Annotated in this window: 24 protein-coding genes; 12 read left to right on the forward strand and 12 right to left on the reverse strand. The window is 60.7% G+C overall.

The genetic code is table 11. From position 1 onward, the window contains the following. The first annotated feature begins 105 nt into the window (after positions 1-105). The 10 genes from L9Z73_RS02100 (at position 106) to L9Z73_RS02145 (ending at position 7129) form a co-directional block, all read left to right on the forward strand. A complete protein-coding gene (locus L9Z73_RS02100) occupies positions 106-1080 on the forward strand; it encodes a KpsF/GutQ family sugar-phosphate isomerase (protein ID WP_247395985.1) in 975 nt (324 codons plus the stop codon). Next, entirely contained in the window at positions 1081-1605 is a 525-nt protein-coding gene (locus L9Z73_RS02105) for a KdsC family phosphatase (RefSeq protein WP_247395986.1), read from the forward strand. An 8-nt stretch (positions 1606-1613) separates the two neighbouring features. Next, positions 1614-2186 carry an LPS export ABC transporter periplasmic protein LptC gene (lptC, locus tag L9Z73_RS02110; protein WP_247395987.1) on the forward strand — a complete coding sequence of 191 codons (573 nt, stop codon included), beginning with the start codon at positions 1614-1616 and terminating at the stop codon, positions 2184-2186. Further along, positions 2173-2706: a lipopolysaccharide transport periplasmic protein LptA gene (gene lptA / locus L9Z73_RS02115; protein ID WP_247395988.1), complete on the forward strand. Its 534-nt coding sequence runs from the start codon at positions 2173-2175 to the stop codon at positions 2704-2706. The genes lptC and lptA overlap by 14 nt, the downstream gene beginning before the upstream one ends. Then, positions 2706-3431 carry an LPS export ABC transporter ATP-binding protein gene (lptB, locus tag L9Z73_RS02120; protein WP_049709979.1) on the forward strand — a complete coding sequence of 242 codons (726 nt, stop codon included), beginning with the start codon at positions 2706-2708 and terminating at the stop codon, positions 3429-3431. Before lptA ends, lptB begins: the two co-directional genes overlap by 1 nt. Positions 3432-3628: 197 nt before the next feature. Further along, positions 3629-5122, forward strand: coding sequence for an RNA polymerase factor sigma-54 (locus L9Z73_RS02125; protein WP_247395989.1), 1494 nt, complete (start codon positions 3629-3631; stop codon positions 5120-5122). Positions 5123-5197: 75 nt separating this feature from the next. After that, positions 5198-5503, forward strand: coding sequence for a ribosome hibernation-promoting factor, HPF/YfiA family (gene hpf, locus L9Z73_RS02130; protein WP_247395991.1), 306 nt, complete (start codon positions 5198-5200; stop codon positions 5501-5503). Positions 5504-5515: 12 nt separating this feature from the next. Next, positions 5516-5980, forward strand: coding sequence for a PTS IIA-like nitrogen regulatory protein PtsN (ptsN, locus tag L9Z73_RS02135; protein WP_247395993.1), 465 nt, complete (start codon positions 5516-5518; stop codon positions 5978-5980). A 2-nt stretch (positions 5981-5982) separates the two neighbouring features. Then, positions 5983-6840: an RNase adapter RapZ gene (gene rapZ / locus L9Z73_RS02140; protein WP_247395995.1), complete on the forward strand. Its 858-nt coding sequence runs from the start codon at positions 5983-5985 to the stop codon at positions 6838-6840. Between the two features lie 16 nt (positions 6841-6856). Next, entirely contained in the window at positions 6857-7129 is a 273-nt protein-coding gene (locus L9Z73_RS02145) for an HPr family phosphocarrier protein (RefSeq protein ID WP_247395996.1), read from the forward strand. A 38-nt stretch (positions 7130-7167) separates the two neighbouring features. Here the strand turns inward: L9Z73_RS02145 and L9Z73_RS02150 are convergent, their stop codons facing one another. The 6 genes from L9Z73_RS02150 to pmbA form a co-directional block, all read right to left on the reverse strand. Next, complete coding sequence (locus L9Z73_RS02150) at positions 7168-8061, reverse strand: ZIP family metal transporter (RefSeq protein WP_247395997.1); 894 nt, start codon at positions 8059-8061, stop codon at positions 7168-7170. A 33-nt stretch (positions 8062-8094) separates the two neighbouring features. Next, positions 8095-8706: a superoxide dismutase gene (locus L9Z73_RS02155; protein WP_247395998.1), complete on the reverse strand. Its 612-nt coding sequence runs from the start codon at positions 8704-8706 to the stop codon at positions 8095-8097. Between the two features lies 1 nt (position 8707). Continuing rightward, positions 8708-9136, reverse strand: coding sequence for a hypothetical protein (locus L9Z73_RS02160; protein WP_247395999.1), 429 nt, complete (start codon positions 9134-9136; stop codon positions 8708-8710). Positions 9137-9163: 27 nt separating this feature from the next. Further along, complete coding sequence (locus L9Z73_RS02165; protein WP_247396000.1) at positions 9164-10540, reverse strand: class II fumarate hydratase; 1377 nt, start codon at positions 10538-10540, stop codon at positions 9164-9166. Next, positions 10533-10928: a FagA protein gene (locus L9Z73_RS02170; protein WP_247396001.1), complete on the reverse strand. Its 396-nt coding sequence runs from the start codon at positions 10926-10928 to the stop codon at positions 10533-10535. Before L9Z73_RS02170 ends, L9Z73_RS02165 begins: the two co-directional genes overlap by 8 nt. Positions 10929-11075: 147 nt before the next feature. Further along, complete coding sequence (gene pmbA / locus L9Z73_RS02175; RefSeq protein WP_247396002.1) at positions 11076-12422, reverse strand: metalloprotease PmbA; 1347 nt, start codon at positions 12420-12422, stop codon at positions 11076-11078. Positions 12423-12530: 108 nt separating this feature from the next. On the opposite strand from pmbA, the gene yjgA reads away from it, so the two are divergent. Beyond that, a complete protein-coding gene (yjgA, locus tag L9Z73_RS02180; protein ID WP_247396003.1) occupies positions 12531-13052 on the forward strand; it encodes a ribosome biogenesis factor YjgA in 522 nt (173 codons plus the stop codon). A gap of 45 nt (positions 13053-13097) precedes the next feature. Here the strand turns inward: yjgA and tldD are convergent, their stop codons facing one another. From tldD to mreD, 6 genes are all read right to left on the reverse strand, one after another. After that, on the reverse strand, positions 13098-14540 hold the full coding sequence (gene tldD, locus L9Z73_RS02185; protein ID WP_247396004.1) for a metalloprotease TldD: 1443 nt from the start codon (positions 14538-14540) through the stop codon (positions 13098-13100). 16 nt (positions 14541-14556) lie between these two features. Next, complete coding sequence (locus L9Z73_RS02190; RefSeq protein ID WP_247396006.1) at positions 14557-15405, reverse strand: carbon-nitrogen hydrolase family protein; 849 nt, start codon at positions 15403-15405, stop codon at positions 14557-14559. 48 nt (positions 15406-15453) lie between these two features. After that, a complete protein-coding gene (locus L9Z73_RS02195) occupies positions 15454-19269 on the reverse strand; it encodes a YhdP family protein (RefSeq protein WP_247396007.1) in 3816 nt (1271 codons plus the stop codon). A gap of 76 nt (positions 19270-19345) precedes the next feature. Continuing rightward, positions 19346-20803, reverse strand: coding sequence for a ribonuclease G (gene rng, locus L9Z73_RS02200; RefSeq protein WP_247396008.1), 1458 nt, complete (start codon positions 20801-20803; stop codon positions 19346-19348). Positions 20804-20872: 69 nt separating this feature from the next. Further along, a complete protein-coding gene (locus L9Z73_RS02205) occupies positions 20873-21469 on the reverse strand; it encodes a Maf family protein (protein WP_247396009.1) in 597 nt (198 codons plus the stop codon). Positions 21470-21520: 51 nt separating this feature from the next. Continuing rightward, positions 21521-22009 carry a rod shape-determining protein MreD gene (gene mreD, locus L9Z73_RS02210; RefSeq protein ID WP_247396010.1) on the reverse strand — a complete coding sequence of 163 codons (489 nt, stop codon included), beginning with the start codon at positions 22007-22009 and terminating at the stop codon, positions 21521-21523. 1 nt (position 22010) lies between these two features. Between mreD and L9Z73_RS31265 the strand changes: the two genes are divergently transcribed. Further along, positions 22011-22123, forward strand: a 113-nt coding sequence (locus L9Z73_RS31265; protein WP_345894149.1) for an immunoglobulin-like domain-containing protein, incomplete at its 3' end; no start/stop codon positions are given.

Below are 22123 nucleotides of genomic sequence, written 5' to 3' on the forward strand. Positions count from 1 at the left end.
AGGAGTCTGAAGCGCCTGACGACTAAAGACTGACGAACTTGCGTGAGCGAATTGATCATTACCGTTATAATCGTCGACTTTTCGTCAGGCTATACGATTTCAGACATGAGCCAATCCAGCGACCTTATCCAATCCGCACAACGCACCATCCGCCTCGAGCTTGAAGCCGTAGAAGGCTTGTTGGCCCATATCGACGCAGATTTCGTGCGCGCCTGCGAGATGATTCTGGCCAGCAAAGGCCGCGTTGTCGTGGTCGGCATGGGCAAGTCCGGTCACGTCGGCAGCAAGATCGCCGCTACCCTGGCAAGCACCGGGACCACAGCGTTTTTCGTCCACCCGGCCGAAGCCAGCCATGGCGACATGGGCATGATCACCAAGGATGACATCATCCTCGCACTGTCCAACTCCGGCACCACCAACGAAATCGTGACCCTGCTGCCGCTGATCAAACGCCTGGGCATCCAGATGATCAGCATCACCGGCAACCCGGAGTCGACGCTGGCCAAGGCCGCCGAAGTAAACCTGAATGTTCACGTGACCGCTGAGGCCTGCCCGCTGAACCTGGCACCGACCTCCTCCACCACCGCCGCGCTGGTCATGGGCGATGCCTTGGCCGTGGCCCTGCTGGAAGCACGCGGGTTTACGGCGGAAGACTTCGCATTTTCCCATCCGGGCGGCGCGCTCGGCCGACGCCTGCTGTTGAAAGTGGAAAACGTCATGCATTCCGGCGATGAGCTGCCCCAGGTACAGCGCGGCACACTGCTGAAGGACGCGCTCATGGAGATGACCCGCAAGGGCCTGGGCATGACCGTGATCCTGGAAGCCGACGGAAGGCTGGCCGGCGTCTTCACCGACGGAGACCTGCGCCGCACCCTGGACCGCACTATCGATATCCACACCGCCACCATCGATGCGGTGATGACCCCCCACGGCAAGACTGCACGCGCGGAAATGCTGGCGGCCGAAGCCCTGAAGATCATGGAAGACCATAAGATCGGCGCGCTGGTGGTGGTCGATGGCGACGACCGCCCGATTGGCGCCCTGAACATGCACGACTTGCTGCGTGCGGGAGTGATGTAAATGACCAGCGACCTGTTGCAACGCGGCAAACACATCAAGTTGGCGATTTTCGACGTTGACGGTGTGCTGACCGATGGCCGCCTGTACTTCCTCGAAGACGGCAGCGAATTCAAGACATTCAACACCCTCGACGGCCAGGGCATCAAGATGCTCATGGCGGCGGGCGTGCAAACCGCGATTATCAGCGGTCGAAAAACCCCCGTTGTGGAACGCCGCGCACAAAACCTGGGGATTCCTCACCTGTATCAGGGCCGGGAGGATAAACTAGTCGTCCTGGACGAGCTGCTTGGCCAACTCAACCTAAGCTATGAGCAGGTTGCCTATCTGGGCGACGACCTGCCCGACCTGCCGGTGATCCGCCGGGTGGGCTTGGGCATGGCTGTCGCCAATGCGGCGGCATTTGTTCGCGAGCATGCCCACGGCATCACCACCGCCCGTGGTGGCGAAGGCGCCGCCCGCGAGTTCTGCGAGCTGATCCTGCGTGCCCAGGGCAGCCTTGAAGCGGCCCAAGCCGCCTACCTATAGAGCGTTTTATGCTGAGCAAAAAGATTCGCAACTTCCTGCTATTCGGGGTCATCGCCGCGCTGCTCCTGGCGGTTGGCTACTGGAATATCAGCCCGGAGCGCTTTCTCGACCAGCCTGTTGCGCAGGTTGACCAAGGCGCTATCGACTATTACGCCACCAATGCCTACAGCGTGCAGTTCCTAGCTGACGGCAAAGTGCAGTACGAAATGACATCGGACAAAGTCGAACACTTGAAGGCATCCGAAGTCACCCTGCTGACCAACCCCGACCTGAATCTGTACCGCGGCACCGAATTCCCCTGGCACGTCACCAGCAAGCGTGGCGAAGTCAACCCGGACGGCACCGAAGTGGAACTGATCGACTCGGTGCGCGTCGCACGGACTGACGCGCAGAACCGCGACACCATCATTACCAGCAGTCGCATGACCGTATTCCCACAGAAGCAATATGCGCAGACCGAGCAAGACGTTAGAATCGACGGCGCTGGCGGCGTATCGACTGGCAAGGGAATGAAAGCGTATTTGAAAGAAAGCAGGATACACCTGCTATCGAACGTAAGAGGACAGTATGAGGCTCGTTAAAACCCTCCCTATTTTGCTCGGTCTGGGCGCAGCACTGGGAAGCGTGAGCGCCTGGGCTCTGCCGAACGATAGCCAGCAACCGATCCACATTTCGGCCGACGATGCACAGCTCGACGACAAGCAAGGCGTCGCGACCTACACCGGTGGCGTGATCATTACCCAGGGCTCGATGAAGATCACCGGCAACACGGTGACGCTGACTCGCACCCCTGCTGGCGACATCGACGTTGTGACTTCCGTGGGCAACCTGGCTTACTTCGAACAGAAGCAGGCGCCCGCCGATACCGCACCAATGAAGGGCTACGGCAAAACCATCCAGTATCACGCCCAGCAAAACCGCATCGTGCTGATCGACCAGGCCAAGGTACTGAGCCCCGACGGCAACTCCACGGAAGGTGAAAAGATCACCTATGACACCGTGAAGCAGATCGCCAACGCCGGTCGCGCCAACGGCAGCAAGGTCACCGCACCACGCCCACGTATCGACATGGTTATCCAGCCGAAGAAGAAGGCCGAGTAATGGCAACCCTGAAAGCCCAGCATCTGGCCAAGGCCTATAAAGGCCGTCAGGTCGTGCGCGACGTCAGCCTGTCGATCGACAGCGGCCAGATCGTCGGCCTGCTTGGCCCCAACGGTGCCGGCAAAACCACTTGCTTCTATATGATCGTCGGCCTGGTTCAGGCAGACCAGGGTCGCGTGTTGATCGACGACCTGGACGTCAGCCACCAGCCGATGCACGGCCGCGCGCGCGCCGGTATCGGCTATCTCCCCCAGGAGGCGTCGATCTTCCGCAAACTGTCGGTCGCCGATAACATCATGGCGATCCTCGAGACCCGTAAGGAACTCGACCGCGACGGCCGCCGCAAGGAGCTGGAAAGCCTGCTGCAGGAGTTCCACATCAACCACATCCGCGACAACCTCGGCATGAGCTTGTCCGGTGGTGAACGTCGCCGCGTGGAGATTGCCCGCGCACTGGCCACTGCGCCGAAGTTCATCCTGCTGGACGAACCTTTTGCCGGTGTCGACCCGATCTCGGTTGGCGACATCAAGCAGATCATCCATCACCTCAAGGCCAAGGGCATCGGTGTACTGATCACCGACCACAATGTCCGCGAGACCCTCGATATCTGCGAAACTGCATATATCGTCAACGATGGGCAACTGATCGCAGAAGGCGATTCGGCCACTATTCTGGCCAACGAACTGGTCAAGGAAGTGTATCTGGGCCACGAGTTCCGCCTGTAAGCCTGCCGGTAGAAAATGGCGGTGGCAGGCCGTTCGCCAAGGTGCGCGGGAGTCAATGAAAACCTCCGGATTTTTATTGTTACCGCGCTCTAGGCAAAGCCCCCGATATCAGGCATATAATTTGCTTATGTTTGGCGCTCACGCGCCCTGTCGTGGATGGCGCATTGCGCCGGCGAATAAGGTGTTAAGCCCCTGCCATGAAACCATCGCTAGTCCTGAGAATGGGCCAGCAGCTGACGATGACACCGCAGCTGCAACAGGCCATCCGCCTGCTCCAATTGTCGACACTGGACCTACAACAGGAAATCCAGGAAGCCTTGGAGTCCAATCCGATGCTCGAACGCCAGGAAGAAGGCGACGACTTCGATAATGCAGACCCACTGGCCGACAACGTCGAGCAAAAACCCAATTCCGACGTGCAGGAACCCTCTTACCAGGAAACCGCCCCTACGGTGGATAACCTGGAGGAAGGCGAATGGAACGAACGCATCCCCAACGAACTTCCCGTGGACACCGCCTGGGAGGACGTCTACCAGACCAGCGCCAGCAGCCTGCCGAGCAATGATGACGACGAGTGGGATTTCACCACCCGCACCTCAGCCGGCGAGAGCCTGCAGAGCCACTTGCTGTGGCAATTGAACCTGGCGCCGATGTCCGACACCGATCGCCTGATCGCCGTGACCCTGATCGACTGCATCAATAACCAGGGTTATCTGGACGAGACGCTCGAAGAGATTCTTGAAGCCTTCGACCCGGAACTGGACATCGAGCTGGACGAAATCGAAGCCGTCCTGCACCGCATCCAGCAGTTCGAGCCCGCCGGCATTGGCGCACGCAACCTTAGCGAGTGCCTGTTGCTGCAATTGCGCCAACTGCCCGCCAAGACCCCTTGGCTCGCTGAAGCCCAGCGCCTGGTCACCGACTACATCGACCTGCTGGGCAGCCGCGACTACAGCCAACTGATGCGCCGCATGAAGCTCAAGGAAGACGACCTGCGCCACGTCATCGAGCTGGTGCAAAGCCTCAACCCGCGTCCGGGCTCGCAGATCGAGTCCAGCGAAGCCGAATACGTCGTCCCCGATGTGATCGTGCGCAAGGACAACGAGCGCTGGCTGGTGGAACTGAACCAGGAGTCGGTGCCGCGCCTGCGGGTCAACCCGCAATATGCCGGTTTTGTGCGTCGTGCCGACACCAGTGCCGACAACACCTTCATGCGAAACCAATTGCAGGAAGCGCGCTGGTTCATCAAGAGCCTGCAAAGCCGCAACGAAACCCTGATGAAAGTGGCCACCCAGATCGTCGAGCACCAGCGCGGCTTCCTGGAATACGGCGACGAAGCGATGAAACCCCTGGTTCTGCACGACATCGCAGAAGCGGTGGGCATGCACGAATCGACGATTTCCCGGGTAACGACGCAAAAATTCATGCATACCCCACGGGGTATATATGAGTTGAAGTACTTTTTCTCCAGCCATGTCAGCACCTCCGAAGGCGGCGAATGCTCGTCCACGGCGATCCGCGCGATCATCAAAAAACTGGTTGCCGCGGAAAATCAGAAAAAGCCGTTGAGTGACAGCAAGATCGCTGGTTTACTGGAGGCACAAGGCATTCAGGTCGCCCGTCGAACCGTCGCCAAGTACCGCGAGTCCCTTGGGATTGCGCCTTCCAGCGAGCGTAAGCGTTTGATGTGACGGGCAGGCCACAGCGTTCCAGTGGCGGGTATTCCTACCCGTCGCTTTATGCACTGGCAACGAAGGAGAAGCTGTATGCAAGTCAATATCAGTGGACACCAACTGGAAGTGACCGAAGCGCTGCGCACTTATATCGGCGAAAAACTCAAACGAATTGAGGGGCATTTCGACAAGATCACCAACGTGCAAGTCATTATGACTGTCGAAAAGCTGAAGCAGAAAATCGAAGCCACCTTGCGTATACCCGGCGGGGAAGTCGTCGCCAATGCTGAGCATTCTGATATGTATGCCGCCATTGACGACCTGACCGACAAGCTGGATCGCCAAATCAAAAAGCATAAGGAAAAGCAGCAGAGCCTCCTTCAGGGCACCGGCCGCTAACACTCCCCACCCATGATCCGACTTGAAACCATCCTGACTCCCGGCCGTTCCGTTGTGAACGCGCCGGGGGGCAGCAAGAAGAAAGCCCTCGAACAGATTGCCAACCTGATCAGCAAACAAGTGCCTGAATTGGAGATGCAAGATGTCTACGAGGCTCTGATTGCCCGTGAAAAACTCGGCTCGACCGGTTTTGGTAACGGCATCGCCATTCCTCACTGCCGCCTCAAAGGCTGCGAGACACCTGTCAGCGCCCTGCTGCACCTGGACGCTCCCATCGATTTCGACGCCATCGACGGTGCGCCGGTCGACCTGCTGTTTGTGTTGCTGGTCCCGCAAGCCGCCACCGATGCACACCTGGAACTGCTCCGGCAGATTGCCAGCATGCTCGACCGCAAGGAAGTACGCGACAAACTGCGCAGCGCCAGCAGCAATGAGGCGTTGTATCAGGTTGTCCTGGATGAACAAAACGGGCATTAATCATGCGTTTGATCATCGTCAGCGGCCGCTCCGGCTCAGGTAAAAGCACCGCCCTCAATGTTCTTGAGGACAACGGTTTCTATTGCATCGACAACCTACCCGCCGGCCTGCTGCCGGAGTTGGCGGAGCGCGCGCTGATCCACACCGAACTGGCACAGCCGTTGGTCGCCGTTTCGATTGATGCCCGCAACCTGCCCAGCCACCTCACGCGCTTCCCGGAACTGCTTGAGGAAGTACGTGCCAAGCACATTCACTGCGATGTGCTGTACCTGGATGCCGACGAAGAAACCCTGCTCAAACGCTTCTCCGAGACTCGTCGACGCCACCCCCTCAGCAGCCCACACCGTTCGCTGGCCGAAGCCATCGAGGACGAGACCAAGCTGTTGGGGCCGATCATTGACCTCGCCGACCTCAAGATCAACACCACCAGCCTCAACCTGTACCAACTACGCGATGCCATCAAGCTACGCCTGCTGAACCAGCCCGAACCCGGCACGGCCTTTCTGGTCGAGTCGTTTGGCTTCAAGCGCGGTATGCCGGTGGATGCCGACCTGGTATTCGATGTGCGCTGCCTGCCCAATCCCTACTGGAAGCCGGAGTTGCGTGATCAATCAGGGTTGGACCAGCCTGTGGCGGACTATCTGGCCGCGCAACCGGATGTCGAGGAGATGTTCCAGGACATCTCCAGCTACCTGCTCAAATGGTTGCCGCGCTTTGCCGCGAGCAACCGGGCCTATGTCACCATTGCCATCGGCTGCACCGGCGGCCACCACCGCTCTGTCTATCTGACCGAACGCCTGGGCCAGACGCTGCAACAAACCCTCAAGAACGTCCAGGTTCGCCACCGCGACCTTAGCTGAAAGGAACACCCCCGCGATGCCCGCTCTGGAAATTGAAATCATCAACAAGCTGGGCCTGCACGCCCGGGCCTCGGCCAAGTTCGTCGGCATTGCTGGGCAGTTCCCCTGCCAGGTCCGCGCTGGGCGCACCCCAGAGTCCATGGTCGACGGCAAAAGCATCATGGCGATGATGATGCTGGCCGCTGGCAAGGGCACCAAGATTCATTTGAGGACCGAAGGCGAGCAAGAGCAGGAAGCGATGGACGCTCTGGTCAAGCTGATCAATAACTTCTTTGATGAGGGTGAATAAGCCCACCCTTTGAGACATAGGCTGAAGCCGCAACAGCTTCAGCCTAACGCGGTATCCATCACCATCATCAAACAGAACCCGATGCACAGTCCCAGGCTGGCGAGCTGTTCATGGCCATTGCGCCGCGACTCGGGGATCACCTCGTGAGTGACCACCAGCAGCATCGCGCCGGCGGCCAACGCCAAGCCTAGCGGCAGCAACACCTCTGCCAGGCTCACCAACCAGGCGCAAAGCACGGCAAATATCGGCTCGACCAGACCCGAGGCCGCACCAATCAGGAACGCCTTGACCCGCGACATCCCTGCCCCGGCCAACACCAACGCAATCACAAGGCCTTCGGGCACATCCTGCAAGGCAATGCCCATGGCCAGGCTGTCGGCATCCGGCATACCACCGCCGGCCGAAACGCCCACGGCCATACCCTCCGGGATGTTGTGCGCAATGATGGCAAATACGAACAGCCAGATGCGTGGCGGGATCACCGGGTGCTCCGGCGTGCCTACCAGCATTTCCGGGCTGGCACCGGAGACCTTGCGGTCGACCAGGTACAACCCGAACGCCCCCAGCAGGATGCCAACGCTGATCAAGCCACTCGCGCCCCACGGGGTCAGCCCCAGGCCTTCAGCCGCCGCAATGCCCGGTACGATCAGCGAAAACGCCGTCGCTGCGAGCATCACTCCGGCACCAAAACCCAGCAAGGTATCGCTCAACGCTGCCGGCATGCGCCGGATAACCAACACAGGCACGGCGCCCAACGCGGTGCCGAGCGCGCAGATCGCCCCACCCTGCAGGGCCCGCAGGATGCGCGGTTCCAGGTCCAGCCAGGCGAATCCTTGAGCCACCAGCAATGCAGTACCTGCCAATAGCAGCAGCGAGCCAAACGCATAACGAAACATTCGCCCGTTGCTGATCGCCAGTGTTTCAGTGCCCATAGTCAGCCTTAAGTCTTGGTAGAGAGGGTGATATCAGGCCAGGGCGGCCTGGTAGCGGGCGGCAACTTCCGGCCAGTTGATAACCCTGTAGAAAGCATTGATGTATTCAGGCCGACGGTTCTGGTACAGCAGGTAGTAGGCGTGTTCCCACACATCCAGGCCGAGGATCGGTGTGTTGCCGTTCATGAGCGGGCTGTCCTGGTTGCCGCTGCTCTCCACCACTAAGGTCTTTTGCGGGGTGACGCTCAGCCAGGCCCAACCGCTGCCGAAGCGCGTCAACGCGGCTTTGGTGAAGGCGTCCTTGAAACTGTCGAAGCCGTCCAGTTGCTCATCGATCGCCTGGCCCAGCGCGCCCTCGGGTTTGCCGCCACCTTTGGGCGACATTACCGCCCAGAACAACGAGTGATTGGCATGACCACCGCCTTGATTGATCACCGCAGCGCGCAGTTTTTCGGGCAGTTGCTGGACGCTCGATACCAGTTTCTCCACCGGCCAGCCCGCAAACTCGGTGCCCTCCACGGCGGCATTGAGGTTGTTGATATAAGTCTGGTGATGCTTGGTGTAGTGAATTTCCATGGTTTGCGCATCGATATGCGGCTCCAGGGCATCGTAGGCGTAAGGCAAGGCAGGCAAGGTGTAGGACATATCAGTGTGCTCCGTATTGAGGAGGGGTCGGTTGCGCCGCAGTACCGCCCAGCAAGCGATGGGTACGGGGGTATTCGCCGTAATCGCTGATGAAGTTCAACAGTTCGACGTAGGTTTTGCTGCTCTGGCGCAGCGCCGCGTCACGCAGTTGTGGGCTCAGGCGCCGGTCCTGCAGGGTCTGTAACAGGCGCTGGTGGATGGCGCAGAGGTATTCCGCGCTTTCTTCCGGCTGGTTCAGGCGCAAGTGCAGGTCCGCCAGGTTGTGATGGGAAATGACACAGGCAGCCACTGCTTCGTCGGCGTTCGCCCAGCGTTCGAACAACACTTGAGCCAGGGCCAGGGCTTGCAAATAGGCTTCGCGAGCGTCGACCAGTTCGCCCTGCATAAAGCAGCGATTGGCCCGTTCGATCGTGCGTTTCCAATGCTCCATGGTGAGCCTCCAAAGCAGGGTCGATGATTACACGCCGCCGGCTGTGAGCTTTTCCGGGTCCAGCAGGACCTCCAGTTGGCTGCGCGGCAAGTTCGTGTGTTCGAGGGCGACATCAATCACCGGACGACCTTGCTGATAGGCTTGCTTGGCGATTTCAGCGGCCTTTTGGTAACCAATGATCGGGTTGAGTGCGGTGACCAGAATCGGGTTGCGCGACAGCGCCTCCTTGAGTTTTGCCTCATTGACCTTGAAGCTGGCGATGGCCTTGTCCGCCAGCAGGCGGCTGGAATTGGCCAGCAGTTCGAGGCTGCTGAGCAGGTTCTGGGCGATGATCGGCAGCATCACGTTCAGCTCGAAGTTGCCGGATTGGCCTGCAATGGTGATCACCGTGTCATTGCCGATGACTTGCGCGGCGACCATCGCCGTCGCCTCCGGGATCACCGGGTTGACCTTGCCGGGCATGATCGAAGAACCGGGCTGCAGCCCTTCCAGTTCGATTTCACCCAGGCCTGCCAGCGGGCCGGAGTTCATCCAGCGCAAGTCGTTGGCGATTTTCATCAACGACACAGCGATAGCTTTCAACTGGCCGGAGACCGCGACGGCGGTGTCCTGAGAGCCGATCAACGCGAACAGGTTCTTGCCCGGGGTGAATTGCACGCCGGTCAAGCTGCTCAGTTGCTGGCTGAAACGCGCCGCGAATTCCGGGTGCGCGTTGATCCCAGTGCCGACAGCCGTACCGCCCTGGGCCAGGGCTTGCAGGCTGGGCAGCAGGTCCTGCAGATGAGCGATATTGGCCTTGAGCTGCTGCGCCCAGCCATTGAGTACCTGGCTCATACGCACCGGCATGGCGTCCATCAGGTGCGTGCGGCCGGTCTTGATGAACGGGTGGACCTCTTCGGCCTTCTGTTCGATGACCTGCACCAGGTGCTGCAACGCCGGCAACGTTTGCTCATATAGCACCAGCGCCGCGCTGACGTGGATAGTGGTTGGGATGACGTCGTTGCTGCTTTGGCCGCAGTTCACGTGATCGTTGGGGTTGACCGCCTCGCCGAGCAAACGGCTGGCCAGGGTCGCGATCACTTCGTTGGCGTTCATATTGGAACTGGTGCCGGAACCGGTCTGGAAAATATCCACCGGGAAGTGCGGCATGAAATCGCCTTCCAGCAAGCCTTGAGCGGCATCGACGATAGCCTTGCCCTGCCCTTCGCTGATTTGCTTGAGGTCGACGTTGACCTTGGCCGCTGCAACTTTGGCCAGGATCAGCGCACGAATGAATGGCGCCGGCATGCGCTGGTGGCTGATCGGAAAGTTGTTCACCGCGCGCTGGGTTTGCGCGCCGTACAAGGCCTCGGCGGGGACTTGCAGTTCGCCCATGCTGTCACGTTCGATACGGCTATTACTCATCGGAAGATCCTTGCACCCAGTCAGAAACGGAAATCGAAGGCAGCAATTCGCATGTCGCCAATTGCCAGGCAAAGCTCTGCCAGCGCTTGAGGCGACAGGCACAGCGGGAGAGTTTTTCCAGGTCGCGCAGCGGGCGCCAGGCCTGGTCCAGACACTGGGATCGCCAGTGCCACGGCAAGGCGATGTCGGTGGCGGTGTCGATCAGCAGGCGGAAGGCCGTTTCAGCGATCGTCCACGGATGGGTCGCGGTGCAACACGCGAGGTATCGACCTTCATTGAGGTAGTGTTCGATCAGGCGCGGCTCATTGGGATCGAGGCAGCAGCGAATCCAACGACTCATCCAACGCCAGCTTTCCAGGTAGGGGTCCTCATGCAGGACAGCACTCATGATCCGCACTCACTTGATAATGATATTTATTATTAAATGATATTGAGAATCAAAACAAGAGCGCCAAGCCAATCAACCTGAAACGCAGCCACAAAAAAGGCGCGCCATCTGCAAGATGGCGCGCCTTTTGGTGAAACGTCGGAAGGATTAGCTACCGGCGACCGTCATCCGCTCGATCAGGACCGAACCTGTACGGATATTGCTGCGCAGCTCCAAGTCGTTACCCACGGCAACGATCTGCTTGAACATGTCGCGCATATTGCCGGCAATGGTCACTTCCTGGACGGCAAACTGGATCTCACCGTTTTCTACCCAGAAACCCGCCGCACCGCGGGAATAATCCCCCGTGACCATGTTCAAGCCCTGGCCCATCAATTCGGTCACCAACAGGCCGCGCCCCATGCGCCGCAAAAGCGCCGCCTGGTCCTCTTCGCCGTGGGTCACGAACAGGTTGTGCACACCGCCAGAGTTCGCAGTGCTCGGCAGGCCGAGTTTTCGCCCGGCATAAGTGCCCAGCACGTAGGAGACCAACTCACCGTTTTCGACGAACGGCTTGGCATAGGTCGCCAGGCCATCGCCGTCGAACGACGAGCTGCCCATGGCACGCATCAGGTGCGGACGCTCATCGATGGTCAGCCACTCCGGAAACAGCTTCTGGCCAATCGCACCTTCGAGGAACGACGATTTGCGGTACAGGTTGCCGCCGGAAATCGCCCCCAGGAAACTGCCGAACAGGCCACCGGCCAGTTCGGCCGAGAACAGCACTGGCACTTCACAGGTCGGTACCGGGCGCGCGCCCAGGCGGCTTGCGGCACGTTGCGCAGCACGCCGGCCGATGCTGACCGGGTCGGCCAGCAAGTCACCCTGGCGGTTCACGTCGTACCAGTAATCACGCTGCATCTGGCCGTTGGCTTCGGCGATCATCACGCAGCTCAGGCTATGGCGCGTCGAGGCATAACCGCCGATAAAGCCATGGCTGTTGCCGTACACGCGGCAGCCCTGATGGGTGCTCAAGGTGGTGCCGTCGGCGTTCTTGATCCGGGGATCGGCATCAAACGCCGCCGCTTCGCAGGTCAGCGCCTGTTCGATGGCTTGTTCCGGGGTGATGTCCCAGGCATGGAACAGGTCGAAATCCTGCAGATCCTTGGCCATCAACGCCTTGTCGGCCAGACCCGAGCTTTCATCCTCAGACGTGTGCTTGGCAATCGCCAATGCGGCGGCCACCGTCTCGCGAATCGCCTCCGGCCCACTCGCCGACGTGCTGGCCGAGCCTTTGCGCTGGCCTACATACAAGGTGATGCCAAACCCCTGGTCGCGGTTGAATTCGACGGTTTCGACTTCCCGCTGACGCACCGACGTCGACAGCCCCTGCTCCAGGGACACAGCCACCTCGCAGGCACTGGCCCCCTGGCGCTTGGCCTCGGCAAGGATCTGCTCGACTTGTTCCTGCAGTGCCGGTAACGCTTGCGGACCGACGCTTTGGGCTGCACTCATGGTTTTCTCCACTCAAATTCTGCTTTCGGTTACGGCCATCGAGCGACCGGGCCGGACAAGCGGCCCCCGACTGGTTATCATGGCGGCGTTTCTTTGCGGACTGCCACCATGGTTGATTCTTACGACGACTCCCTCGATGGGGAGAAAAGCAAAACCCAGGTCAAACGCGAGCTGCATGCTCTGGTTGACCTCGGCGAGCGCCTTACAACGCTCAAGCCTGACTTGATTGCAAAACTGCCGCTGACCGACGAAATGCGTCGGGCTCTGCAGGATGCACCCAAGCACACCGCGAATATCGCGCGTAAACGGCACATCATGTTTATCGGCAAGCTGATGCGCGATCAGGACACTGACGCGATTCTGACCCTGCTCGATCAACTCGATGCCTCCACTCGCCAGTACAACGAACGCTTCCATAACCTGGAACGTTGGCGTGACCGCCTGATCTCGGGCGATGACGCGGTGCTGGAGAAATTCGTACTGGACTACCCGGACGCGGATCGCCAGCAACTGCGCTCCCTGATCCGTCAGGCCCAGCACGAACTGGCGCAAAACAAGGCGCCGGCCACCAGCCGTAAAATGTTCAAGTACATCCGTGAGCTGGACGAGACTCAACGCGGCCTGCGTTGATCCTCTTCCCCGGGTGGCGGTCTTCGCCACCCGAAGCTCCCGCTCTTACGACCCCGTGCCACCCACGGTGATCGCATCAATTTTCAAGGTTGGCTGACCCACGCCCACCGGCACCGACTGCCCATCCTTGCCGCACGTGCCCACGCCGCTGTCCAGCGACAGGTCGTTACCGACCATCGACACCTTGCTCATGGCTTCCGGCCCGTTACCAATCAACGTCGCCCCTTTGACCGGCGCGGTAATCTTGCCGTCTTCGATCAGGTACGCCTCGCTGGTGGAGAACACGAACTTGCCGCTGGTGATGTCGACCTGACCGCCGCCGAGGTTGGCGCAGTAGATCCCGCGTTTCACCGAGGCGATGATTTCCGCCGGGTCGCTTTCGCCTGCAAGCATGTAGGTGTTGGTCATGCGCGGCATCGGCAGGTGCGCGTAGGATTCGCGGCGACCGTTACCGGTACGTGCCACGCCCATCAGGCGGGCGTTGAGCTTGTCTTGCATGTAGCCCTTGAGCACGCCGTTTTCGATCAATGTAGTGCATTCAGTCGGGGTGCCTTCGTCGTCGATGCTCAACGAGCCACGGCGACCGGCCAGGGTGCCGTCATCGACAATGGTGCATAGCTTGGAGGCGACCATCTCGCCCATGCGCCCGCTATAGGCCGAACTGCCCTTGCGGTTGAAGTCGCCTTCCAGGCCATGCCCCACGGCTTCATGGAGCAATACGCCGGACCAGCCCGAGCCCAACACCACCGGCAAGGTGCCGGCAGGTGCTGGGATGGCTTCCAGGTTGACCAACGCCTGGCGCAGCGCTTCGCGGGCATAGCCCATGGCGCGGTCTTCGGCGAGGAAATAACGGTAGTCGGTACGCCCGCCGCCACCGTGCCCACCGCGCTCGCGGCGGCCGTTCTGTTCGACGATCACGCTGACGTTGAAACGCACCAGCGGCCGCACATCTGCCGCCAGGCCGCCGTCGGTGGACGCCACCAGGATGCGTTCCCACACCCCGGCCATGCTCACGGTGACTTGCTGGATACGCGGGTCGAGGGCGCGGGTCGCGGCGTCGATACGCTTGAGCAGATCGACCTTTTCCGCGCGGCTGATCACTTCCAGGGGGTTATCCGGCGCGTACAACTGGGCAACGTCCTGGGTGCTGAATGCCTGCACCGTGCCGTTCTGGCCGGCGCGGGAGATCGAACGGGCGGCACGGGCAGCCAGGCCCAGGGCTTCCAGGGTGATCGCGTTGCTGTAGGCAAAACCGGTTTTCTCACCGGATTGCGCACGCACGCCGACGCCCTGGTCGAGGTTGAAACTGCCTTCCTTGACGATCCCGTCTTCCAGGGCCCACGACTCGGAAATCTGCCCCTGGAAATACAGGTCGGCCGCGTCGATGCCCGGCCCGGCGAGATCGCCCAGCACGGTTTGCAAACTTTCGATGGTCACGCCACCGGGTACCAGGAGGTGTTCACTGACTGAGGACAACAACTCGCTCATAGGTTTGGCCTTAAATTCATCGTTCTGAAGCAGGCCGCTGCGCGCCCTGCGAGAAAAAACGTCGGTGGTTGACCACCGGCATGCGCGCCCGTATCGACGCTTGTTCACTGCTGTCGCGTTCGGCCAGCAACACCGCTTCGCCTTGATCCTGTTGCGTCAACACGCGGCCCCATGGATCGACAATCGCCGCATGACCATAGGTTTCCCGTGGCCCCGGATGAACCCCGCCCTGGGCGGCCGCCAGCAGATAGCACTGGGTCTCGATGGCCCGCGCACGAATCAGCACATCCCAATGGGCGGCGCCGGTCACCGCGGTGAAGGCCGAGGGTGCGGTAATCAGTTCAGCCCCCGCTGCGCGCAGCTCGCTGTACAACTCCGGGAAGCGCAGGTCGTAACACACCGTCAGGCCCAAGCGGCCGACCGGTGTATCCGCCACGACGACGTTGCTCCCGAAAGCATAGTCATCGGATTCACGATAGCGACCGCGCGCATCCACCACGTCGACATCGAACAAATGCAGCTTGTCGTAGCGGGCGACGATCTCGCCATGCTCATCGATCAACAACGAGCAGGCGTTGGCCTTGGCGTTCGGTTGGTCCTTGGGCGGCAGCGGCAAAGTGCCGGCAACTATCCATAAGGTGAGGTCACGGGCGGTCTGTTTCAACCATGGCAGGATCGGCCCTTCGCCCAGCGCCTCAGCGCGACCGATATCAGCCACATCACGGCGGCCCATGGCGGCGAAGTTTTCCGGCAGCACCGCCAGCCGCGCCCCCTTGGCCGCCGCTTGCTCCAGCAGGCGCCGGGCTTGGGCCAGGTTGGCCAGCACATCGCTCTGGCTGACCATTTGAATTACCGCAAAGGACATGGGCCGACGCTCCATAAATGGCATGCGGCCATGCTACTCCACAGGCTCTCAGTTTGGCTTTTCAAATGGCTTGTCGAAGGTGATTTTCGGGTCTTTCCATGGCCCTTCCACTTTGTACTGCACGCTGGCAAAACGCGAAACACGGTCGCCAATCAGCTTGTCGATCAGGAACAGCGCGCCACCAATGGCCGGCGCACCGACAATCAGCGCGGCGATCGGCAGGTTATTGGTCACCGGCAGGGTCACCAGCAGTTTGGCATCTACGCGATCAGCCACCAGGTCCAAGGTGCCATTGAGTTCCAGGTTGCTCGACGGCCCCGTCAGGGTGATCGGCTCGCGCGTCACGAACACCCCGTTGCTGGCCGCGAGCAAGCCTTTGACCCGGTCATAGCTCAAGCCTTTGCCGAGCAGGTCGGAGAAGTCCAGGCGCAGCCGGCGGCCGATCGAGTTGAAGTTAAGCAGGCCGAACACCCGCAACGCCTGGGCGCCACCTTCCACTTCAACGAACTGGCCTTTGCGGAATGTTGCATCCAGGCTACCGGAAAAACGCTTGGGTCCGACCCAAGCGGGCGAGCCCGTCCAACGGCCGTCCACATCCAGGTGAAAGTCTTCACTGGTCACGGTAGGTGCATAGCCCCACCCCTTGAGGACATCGGCAATGTTCTTGCCATCCAGGCGCCCTTTGTACCAACTACTGCTGTCACCCGCAGCCCCCTCCCAACCGCCTGCCCCCTTGAGCTGCATGCCCTTGAGGCCCAGGTCCAGGTTGTTGAAGGCCAGGCCCTTGGCAGTCGGCCGGATCTTCAACGACCAGGCGCCGATCAGGTCCGGCCCCTGGAATAGTTGATCGATGCTGATGTCCAGCGCTGGAATATCCTTGGGATCGATGTCGGCCAATGGGTCCGGCGCATTCTCGTCCGCCTGTACCGTCGGGTCCACGGCCGGCAGTTTCACGTACTGCAGGTTGACCGCAATCGGCGCGCCTTTGGCGTCCAGCAAGTTGACCGTGCCCTTGGCCTGCTGGCTGTCAAACCGCAGGCCCCAGGCCGCGGGCTTGCGGTCCAGTTGGAGGTTGACCAGATCGAACTGCTGCCCAAAGCCGGTCAACTTGCCCACCTTGAAGTCGGCACCGCTCAATAGCTGTTTCGCGCTGCCTCCCGGGTCGTTGCCAGCGTAGCGGTCGACGAGTTTCTTCCATGGATCGATGTCCAGTTCCGACAGCACACCGCGAATGCGCAGGCCTTTGCCACCGGGCAGCAGCGCATCGCCATCACCCAGAAACAACTCGCCGCGGCCTTCGCTGAACTTGTCCGGCGGCGCCGCAAAGGTGAAGTTCGCCAGATCGCCGTAATCGAACCAGTAGCGGCGTTCGGCGCCCTGCAAGGTCATGCGGAACACGCTGTCACGGCCCTCGCTGGCCGGCATGCCAAACGGCGCCGGCAGGTCCACCGCCACACCTTTGAGGTTGGAGCTGACCATCAACTGGCTGTCAGCACCGTCCAGATTGAGCTGCAACTGGTACGGAATATCGCCGGACACTGGCAGTGGCTGGCTGACTTTCAACCAGTCCGTCAGGCGCTTGACCGTGACCTGGCCTCTGGCGGTGACGCGGGTACTGATCTTGCCCGGCTTGCCATCCGCAAAGATCTGCGCGCTGATCGGCCGATCGAAGGCTTGCGCCGTGATGTTCTGCCCGCTCAGGCCCTTGGCGCTGTCGAAGCGGAAATCGCCCTTGAGCTGGTTCAGGTCCAGGGTCGGTTCGGCCAATTGCAGACGCGCCTTGTCGGTCTGGAAATCCACCACGATCTTCGGCTCGGTGCCCTTGGCCAACGGGACATCCAGATCCAGCTTGCCCTGCAGATCGCCCTCGCCTTTCCAGCCGGCAAAGGTCGCAGCAGTGCCTATCGGCGCTTCCTGGAGGATTTTCAGGCCATCACCCAGGCCACCGGCAAAACCACCGGTGAGCAGCAGGTGGCTGTCCTTGCCCGCAGGCGCGTGAGGAATATTGACGTAGACGTCCTTGACGCCGGTGTCGAGCAGTTGGCCCTTGCTGGCCAGGATGCGGACACCGCTCTCCTCGACAAACACTTCGCCGTTGACCTTGCTCACATGGGGCCAACCCGGCTGGAACGCCAACTCAGCATCATGCACTTTGAAAAACAGGCTGATATTGCGCGAGGCGGGCAACGCGTCGTGATTCAACGAACCTTGATACTGGAAGAAGCCTTCATCGACCGCGCCCTTGAGAATCGAGGTACGCAGCCATTCATCCAGCGCCGGGCTCAGCACCGCCGGCAGGTATTTAGGCGTGAAACGCCCGTCGCCGTCGACCATGCCGACCCGCAGGTCCATGTAGTCTTCCTGGCTATGGTCGAAATGCAGGCGAATCAGGAAGTCGGCGGCGACCTTGCCTTCCTCGCCCAGCACCTTGATATACGGCGCGATCAAGGTGAAGCCTTGCTGGTCGAGCCTCCAGGTCAAGCGCGCATTGGCCTGGATGTACTGCCAGGGCTTGGCGAAGATCGGGTCGAGATGCAGGGAAAAATCCTTGCTGTCCATGCGCAACTCGCCCTGCCCCAGGTCGCCGCTGATGCTGCCGGAAATGTTACGTGCAGCGGGGGCACCGAAGTAGGCGTCAAAGCCCACTCGCTGGAGGTTGGCGGCAAAGCTGACTTTCTGAGCGGTCGTGCCCTGTGGGCGAAAATCCACCAACACATTGCGCAGCACGCCGGTGGCTTTAAGGTGTTCGATCGTCTTGGCGAATCCTTCCGGCAATGGCGCCAGGGCATTCAGCAGCGGGGTAATCGGGGTCAGGTCGAGGCGATCGGCCTGCAGCTTCCAGACTTCCTGCTCCTTGTCGGTGGCCAGGCGTTGCTGCAATTGCAGGCGCGATTCCCAGCGGGTATCACCGAGGTTCATCGCCAACGAATCGAACAGCACCTTGAGGCCGCTCTCACTGCGTTGCAGGTAAGCGGTCAGGGCGAGGTTTTCAATGTGTACCGGCTTGCGATCCCCGTAGCTGCCCGTCACTTGCGGCGAGTTGAGGCGCACCACCGCGCTTTGCACGGTGCCTTTGGCCCAGGTCAGCCAGAATTCACCGCCTGCCTTGAACTGCGTGAGTTTCCATTGCTGAGTCAACCTGGCCGGAATCCAGGTGGCCCAATCGCTCTGTGGCAGGCTCAGGTAGGCCTGAACCTCAGCGTCTTTCCAGGCGCTGGCGCGGATCTGCGTGCGCAGGCTTAGGGCCAGGGGCTGGCCGTCCGGCAGGGTCAGGCGGGCGTCCAGGCGTTGGCGGGTGGTGCCGGTTTGCAGGCTCAGGCCCACATACGTGAGGGTCAGCGGCGTCTGGTCGAATGGCTGCAACGTGACCTGGCTATCCAGCAACGAGACCCGCTGAACGCTCTGCATGCGGTTGAGCAACTGCTCCGGGTCCAGCGGCTGGTCGTCCTGCACCGGCAGGCCTTGCAGCGACCAGTGGCCGTCCTTGTCCTCCTTGGCGCTCAGTTGCAGGCCGCTGACTTCCAGGTGGGCGATGCGCACGTCGCGCGCCATCAGGCTGGCCCAGATGTCCGGTACCACTTGGACCTGGTCCAGGCGCAAGGCATTGCTGCCCTCGCCCACCATCACGTCGTGGGCCAGCAACACAGGCGCGAAGCCGCTCCAGCGGCCTTCAAGACGACCGATCTGCAGCGGCATGTCCACCGCGGCCTGGGCCTTGGCTTCGATTTCGGCCCGGTATTCGGCGACCAACGGGGTCAATTCACGCCCAAGGCTCACGTACACCGCCGCCAATACCAGCAGCAAGGCGCACAGGCCCAGGCCCCAGCGGGTCAAAGCGGCAAAAAAGCGTATCAGACGCTCCATGTCAGGCGACCCTCAAGGCAGTAGTCGGACCGCAGATCAAGGTCTGTCGGAATCAGGGAAAACAAATGAATGAGGATCAGAGCAGCACCACGTCGTATTGTTCCTGGGAATACATGGTTTCCACCTGGAACCGAATAGTGCGACCGATAAACCCCTCCAGTTCGGCCACGTTACCGGACTCTTCATCCAACAGACGGTCGACCACTTTCTGGTTGGCAAGCACTCTATAACCTTCAGCCTGGTAGGCTCGCGCCTCTCGTAGGATTTCCCGGAAAATCTCGTAGCAAACCGTTTCAGGCGTCTTCAATTTACCGCGTCCCTGGCAACTGCTGCACGGCTCGCACAGCACTTGCTCCAGACTTTCGCGGGTGCGCTTGCGGGTCATTTGCACCAGGCCCAACTCGGTGATGCCGATGATGTTGGTCTTGGCGTGATCACGCTCCAGTTGTTTCTCGAGGGTGCGCAGCACCTGACGCTGGTGTTCTTCATCTTCCATGTCGATGAAGTCGATGATGATGATCCCGCCCAGGTTGCGCAGGCGCAATTGGCGGGCAATCGCAGTGGCCGCTTCGAGGTTGGTCTTGAAGATGGTCTCTTCAAGGTTGCGATGCCCCACGAACGCACCGGTGTTGACGTCGATGGTGGTCATGGCTTCGGCCGGGTCCACCACCAGGTAGCCACCGGACTTGAGCGGCACCTTGCGCTCGAGGGCCTTCTGGATTTCGTCTTCGACGCCATACAGGTCGAAGATCGGCCGCTCGCCGGGGTAATGCTCCAGGCGGTCGGCAATTTCCGGCATCAGTTCGGCAACAAACTGCGTGGTGCGTTGGAAGGTTTCCCGCGAGTCGATGCGAATCTTCTCGATCTTGGGGCTGACCAGGTCACGCAAGGTACGCAGGGCCAGGCCCAGGTCTTCATAGATGACAGTGGGGGCACCGACGGTCTTGATCTGTGCGCCGATCTGGTCCCACAACCGCCGCAGATAGCGGATATCCATGAGGATTTCATCGGCACCGGCGCCTTCAGCGGCGGTGCGCAGGATAAACCCACCCGCTTCCTTGATGCCCTCGGCGGCAACGCAGTCGCTGACCACCTTTTTCAGGCGCTCGCGCTCGGCTTCGTCCTCAATCTTCAGCGAAATGCCGACATGCGCGGTGCGCGGCATGTACACCAGGTAGCGCGAAGGAATCGACAGTTGGGTGGTCAGCCGCGCACCTTTGGAGCCGATGGGGTCCTTGGTGACTTGCACCACCAGGCTCTGCCCTTCATGCACCAGGGCGCTGATGCTTTCCACCGCCGGGCCTTCACGCAAGGAAATTTCCGAAGCATGGATAAACGCGGCACGGTCCAGGCCGATGTCGACGAAGGCGGCCTGCATGCCCGGCAATACGCGCACGACCTTGCCTTTATAGATGTTGCCGACGATCCCGCGTTTCTGGGTGCGCTCGACGTGAACTTCCTGCAGAACACCGTTCTCTACCACCGCCACGCGCGATTCCATCGGCGTGATATTGATCAGAATCTCTTCACTCATGGCTGGGTCTCGTTCAGGCGTTTTCACAATAGTGACCGGTCGCTTAGGGCTGGGCGCAGTGTACGGCGCTCAGCGCACGGTAAGGTTTTGCCAACAGGGTATGCTGAATTGGCCAAGCAACTGCGCGGTTTCGCACACCGGCAGGCCTACCACGGCGGAATAACTGCCATTGAGCCCGGCCACAAACACCGAGCCCAGCCCCTGGATAGCATAGCCCCCGGCCTTGTCCTGGGGTTCTCCACTGTGCCAGTAGGTTGTAGCCTCCTCGACAGAAATCCCCCGAAAAAGTACCCGACTGCTTACGCATCGGGTTGCACAGCGCTGACCGTCCGTGAGGGCAATGGCCGTCAGCACTTCATGTTCACGCCCTGCCAGAGCCAGCAACATGGCCAGGCCGTCGGCCTGATCCAGCGGCTTGCCAAGGATCTGGCCATCAACGATCACCGCCGTGTCGGCGCCCAGCACACAGGCCGCCGAGGTTTCCCCGAGGGCAGCAAAACCCGCCGCTGCCTTGGCGCGCGCCAGGCGCTCGACGTAGGAAACGGGAGATTCGTTTGTAAGAGGCGTTTCATCAATCGCGGCGCTGACCACGGTGAAGGGCACACCGATCTGGGTCAGCAGTTCACGCCGCCTTGGGGAGCCTGAGGCCAGATAAAGCGAATTCATTGCAGACTCTCCCGGTGGGGTTCGATAACCAGGCAGAGCCTCGCAATCCATTCAATTGATTTTATAGCGACGACGTAACCCACGCAGACCGAAACTGACCCACGGCCACAGCAACGCACTGACCAGGGCCGGCAACACCAGCGCCAAGGTCGGCTGTCGGTTACCGGTCAAGGCACTGAGCCACAACTGCACCAACTGCGCCAAGCCGAAGATCACCAGGATCACCAGGCACTGTTGCCACATGGGGAACATGCGCAGACGCTGCTGCAACGAGAGCACCAGGAAAGTGATCAGGGTCAGGATCAACGCGTTCTGCCCCAGCAAGGTGCCATAGAGCACATCTTCCGCCAAGCCCAGAAACATCGCCGTGACCATGCCCACTTTATCCGGCAGGTTCAGCGACCAGAATGCCAGCAGCAAAGCCAGCCAGAGCGGGCGCAGGATTTCCATGAACTGCGGCAGCGGCGAAACGCTGAGCAGCAAGCCAAGGGCAAAGGTCAGCCAGACGATCCAGCCATTGTGCGAATGAGTACCGGCCATTATTCCTCCCTCTGCCGCGTGGGTCGATGAGGGTGGCCAGATCGTCTATACCGCGACCGTGAACAACGCCGCGCAAACCGACGTCACCATCACGCTGTCCAACAACACCACCAT

Origin of the sequence: Pseudomonas emilianonis (assembly GCF_023072625.1) — a bacterium.
GTDB lineage: Bacteria > Pseudomonadota > Gammaproteobacteria > Pseudomonadales > Pseudomonadaceae > Aquipseudomonas > Aquipseudomonas paraveronii.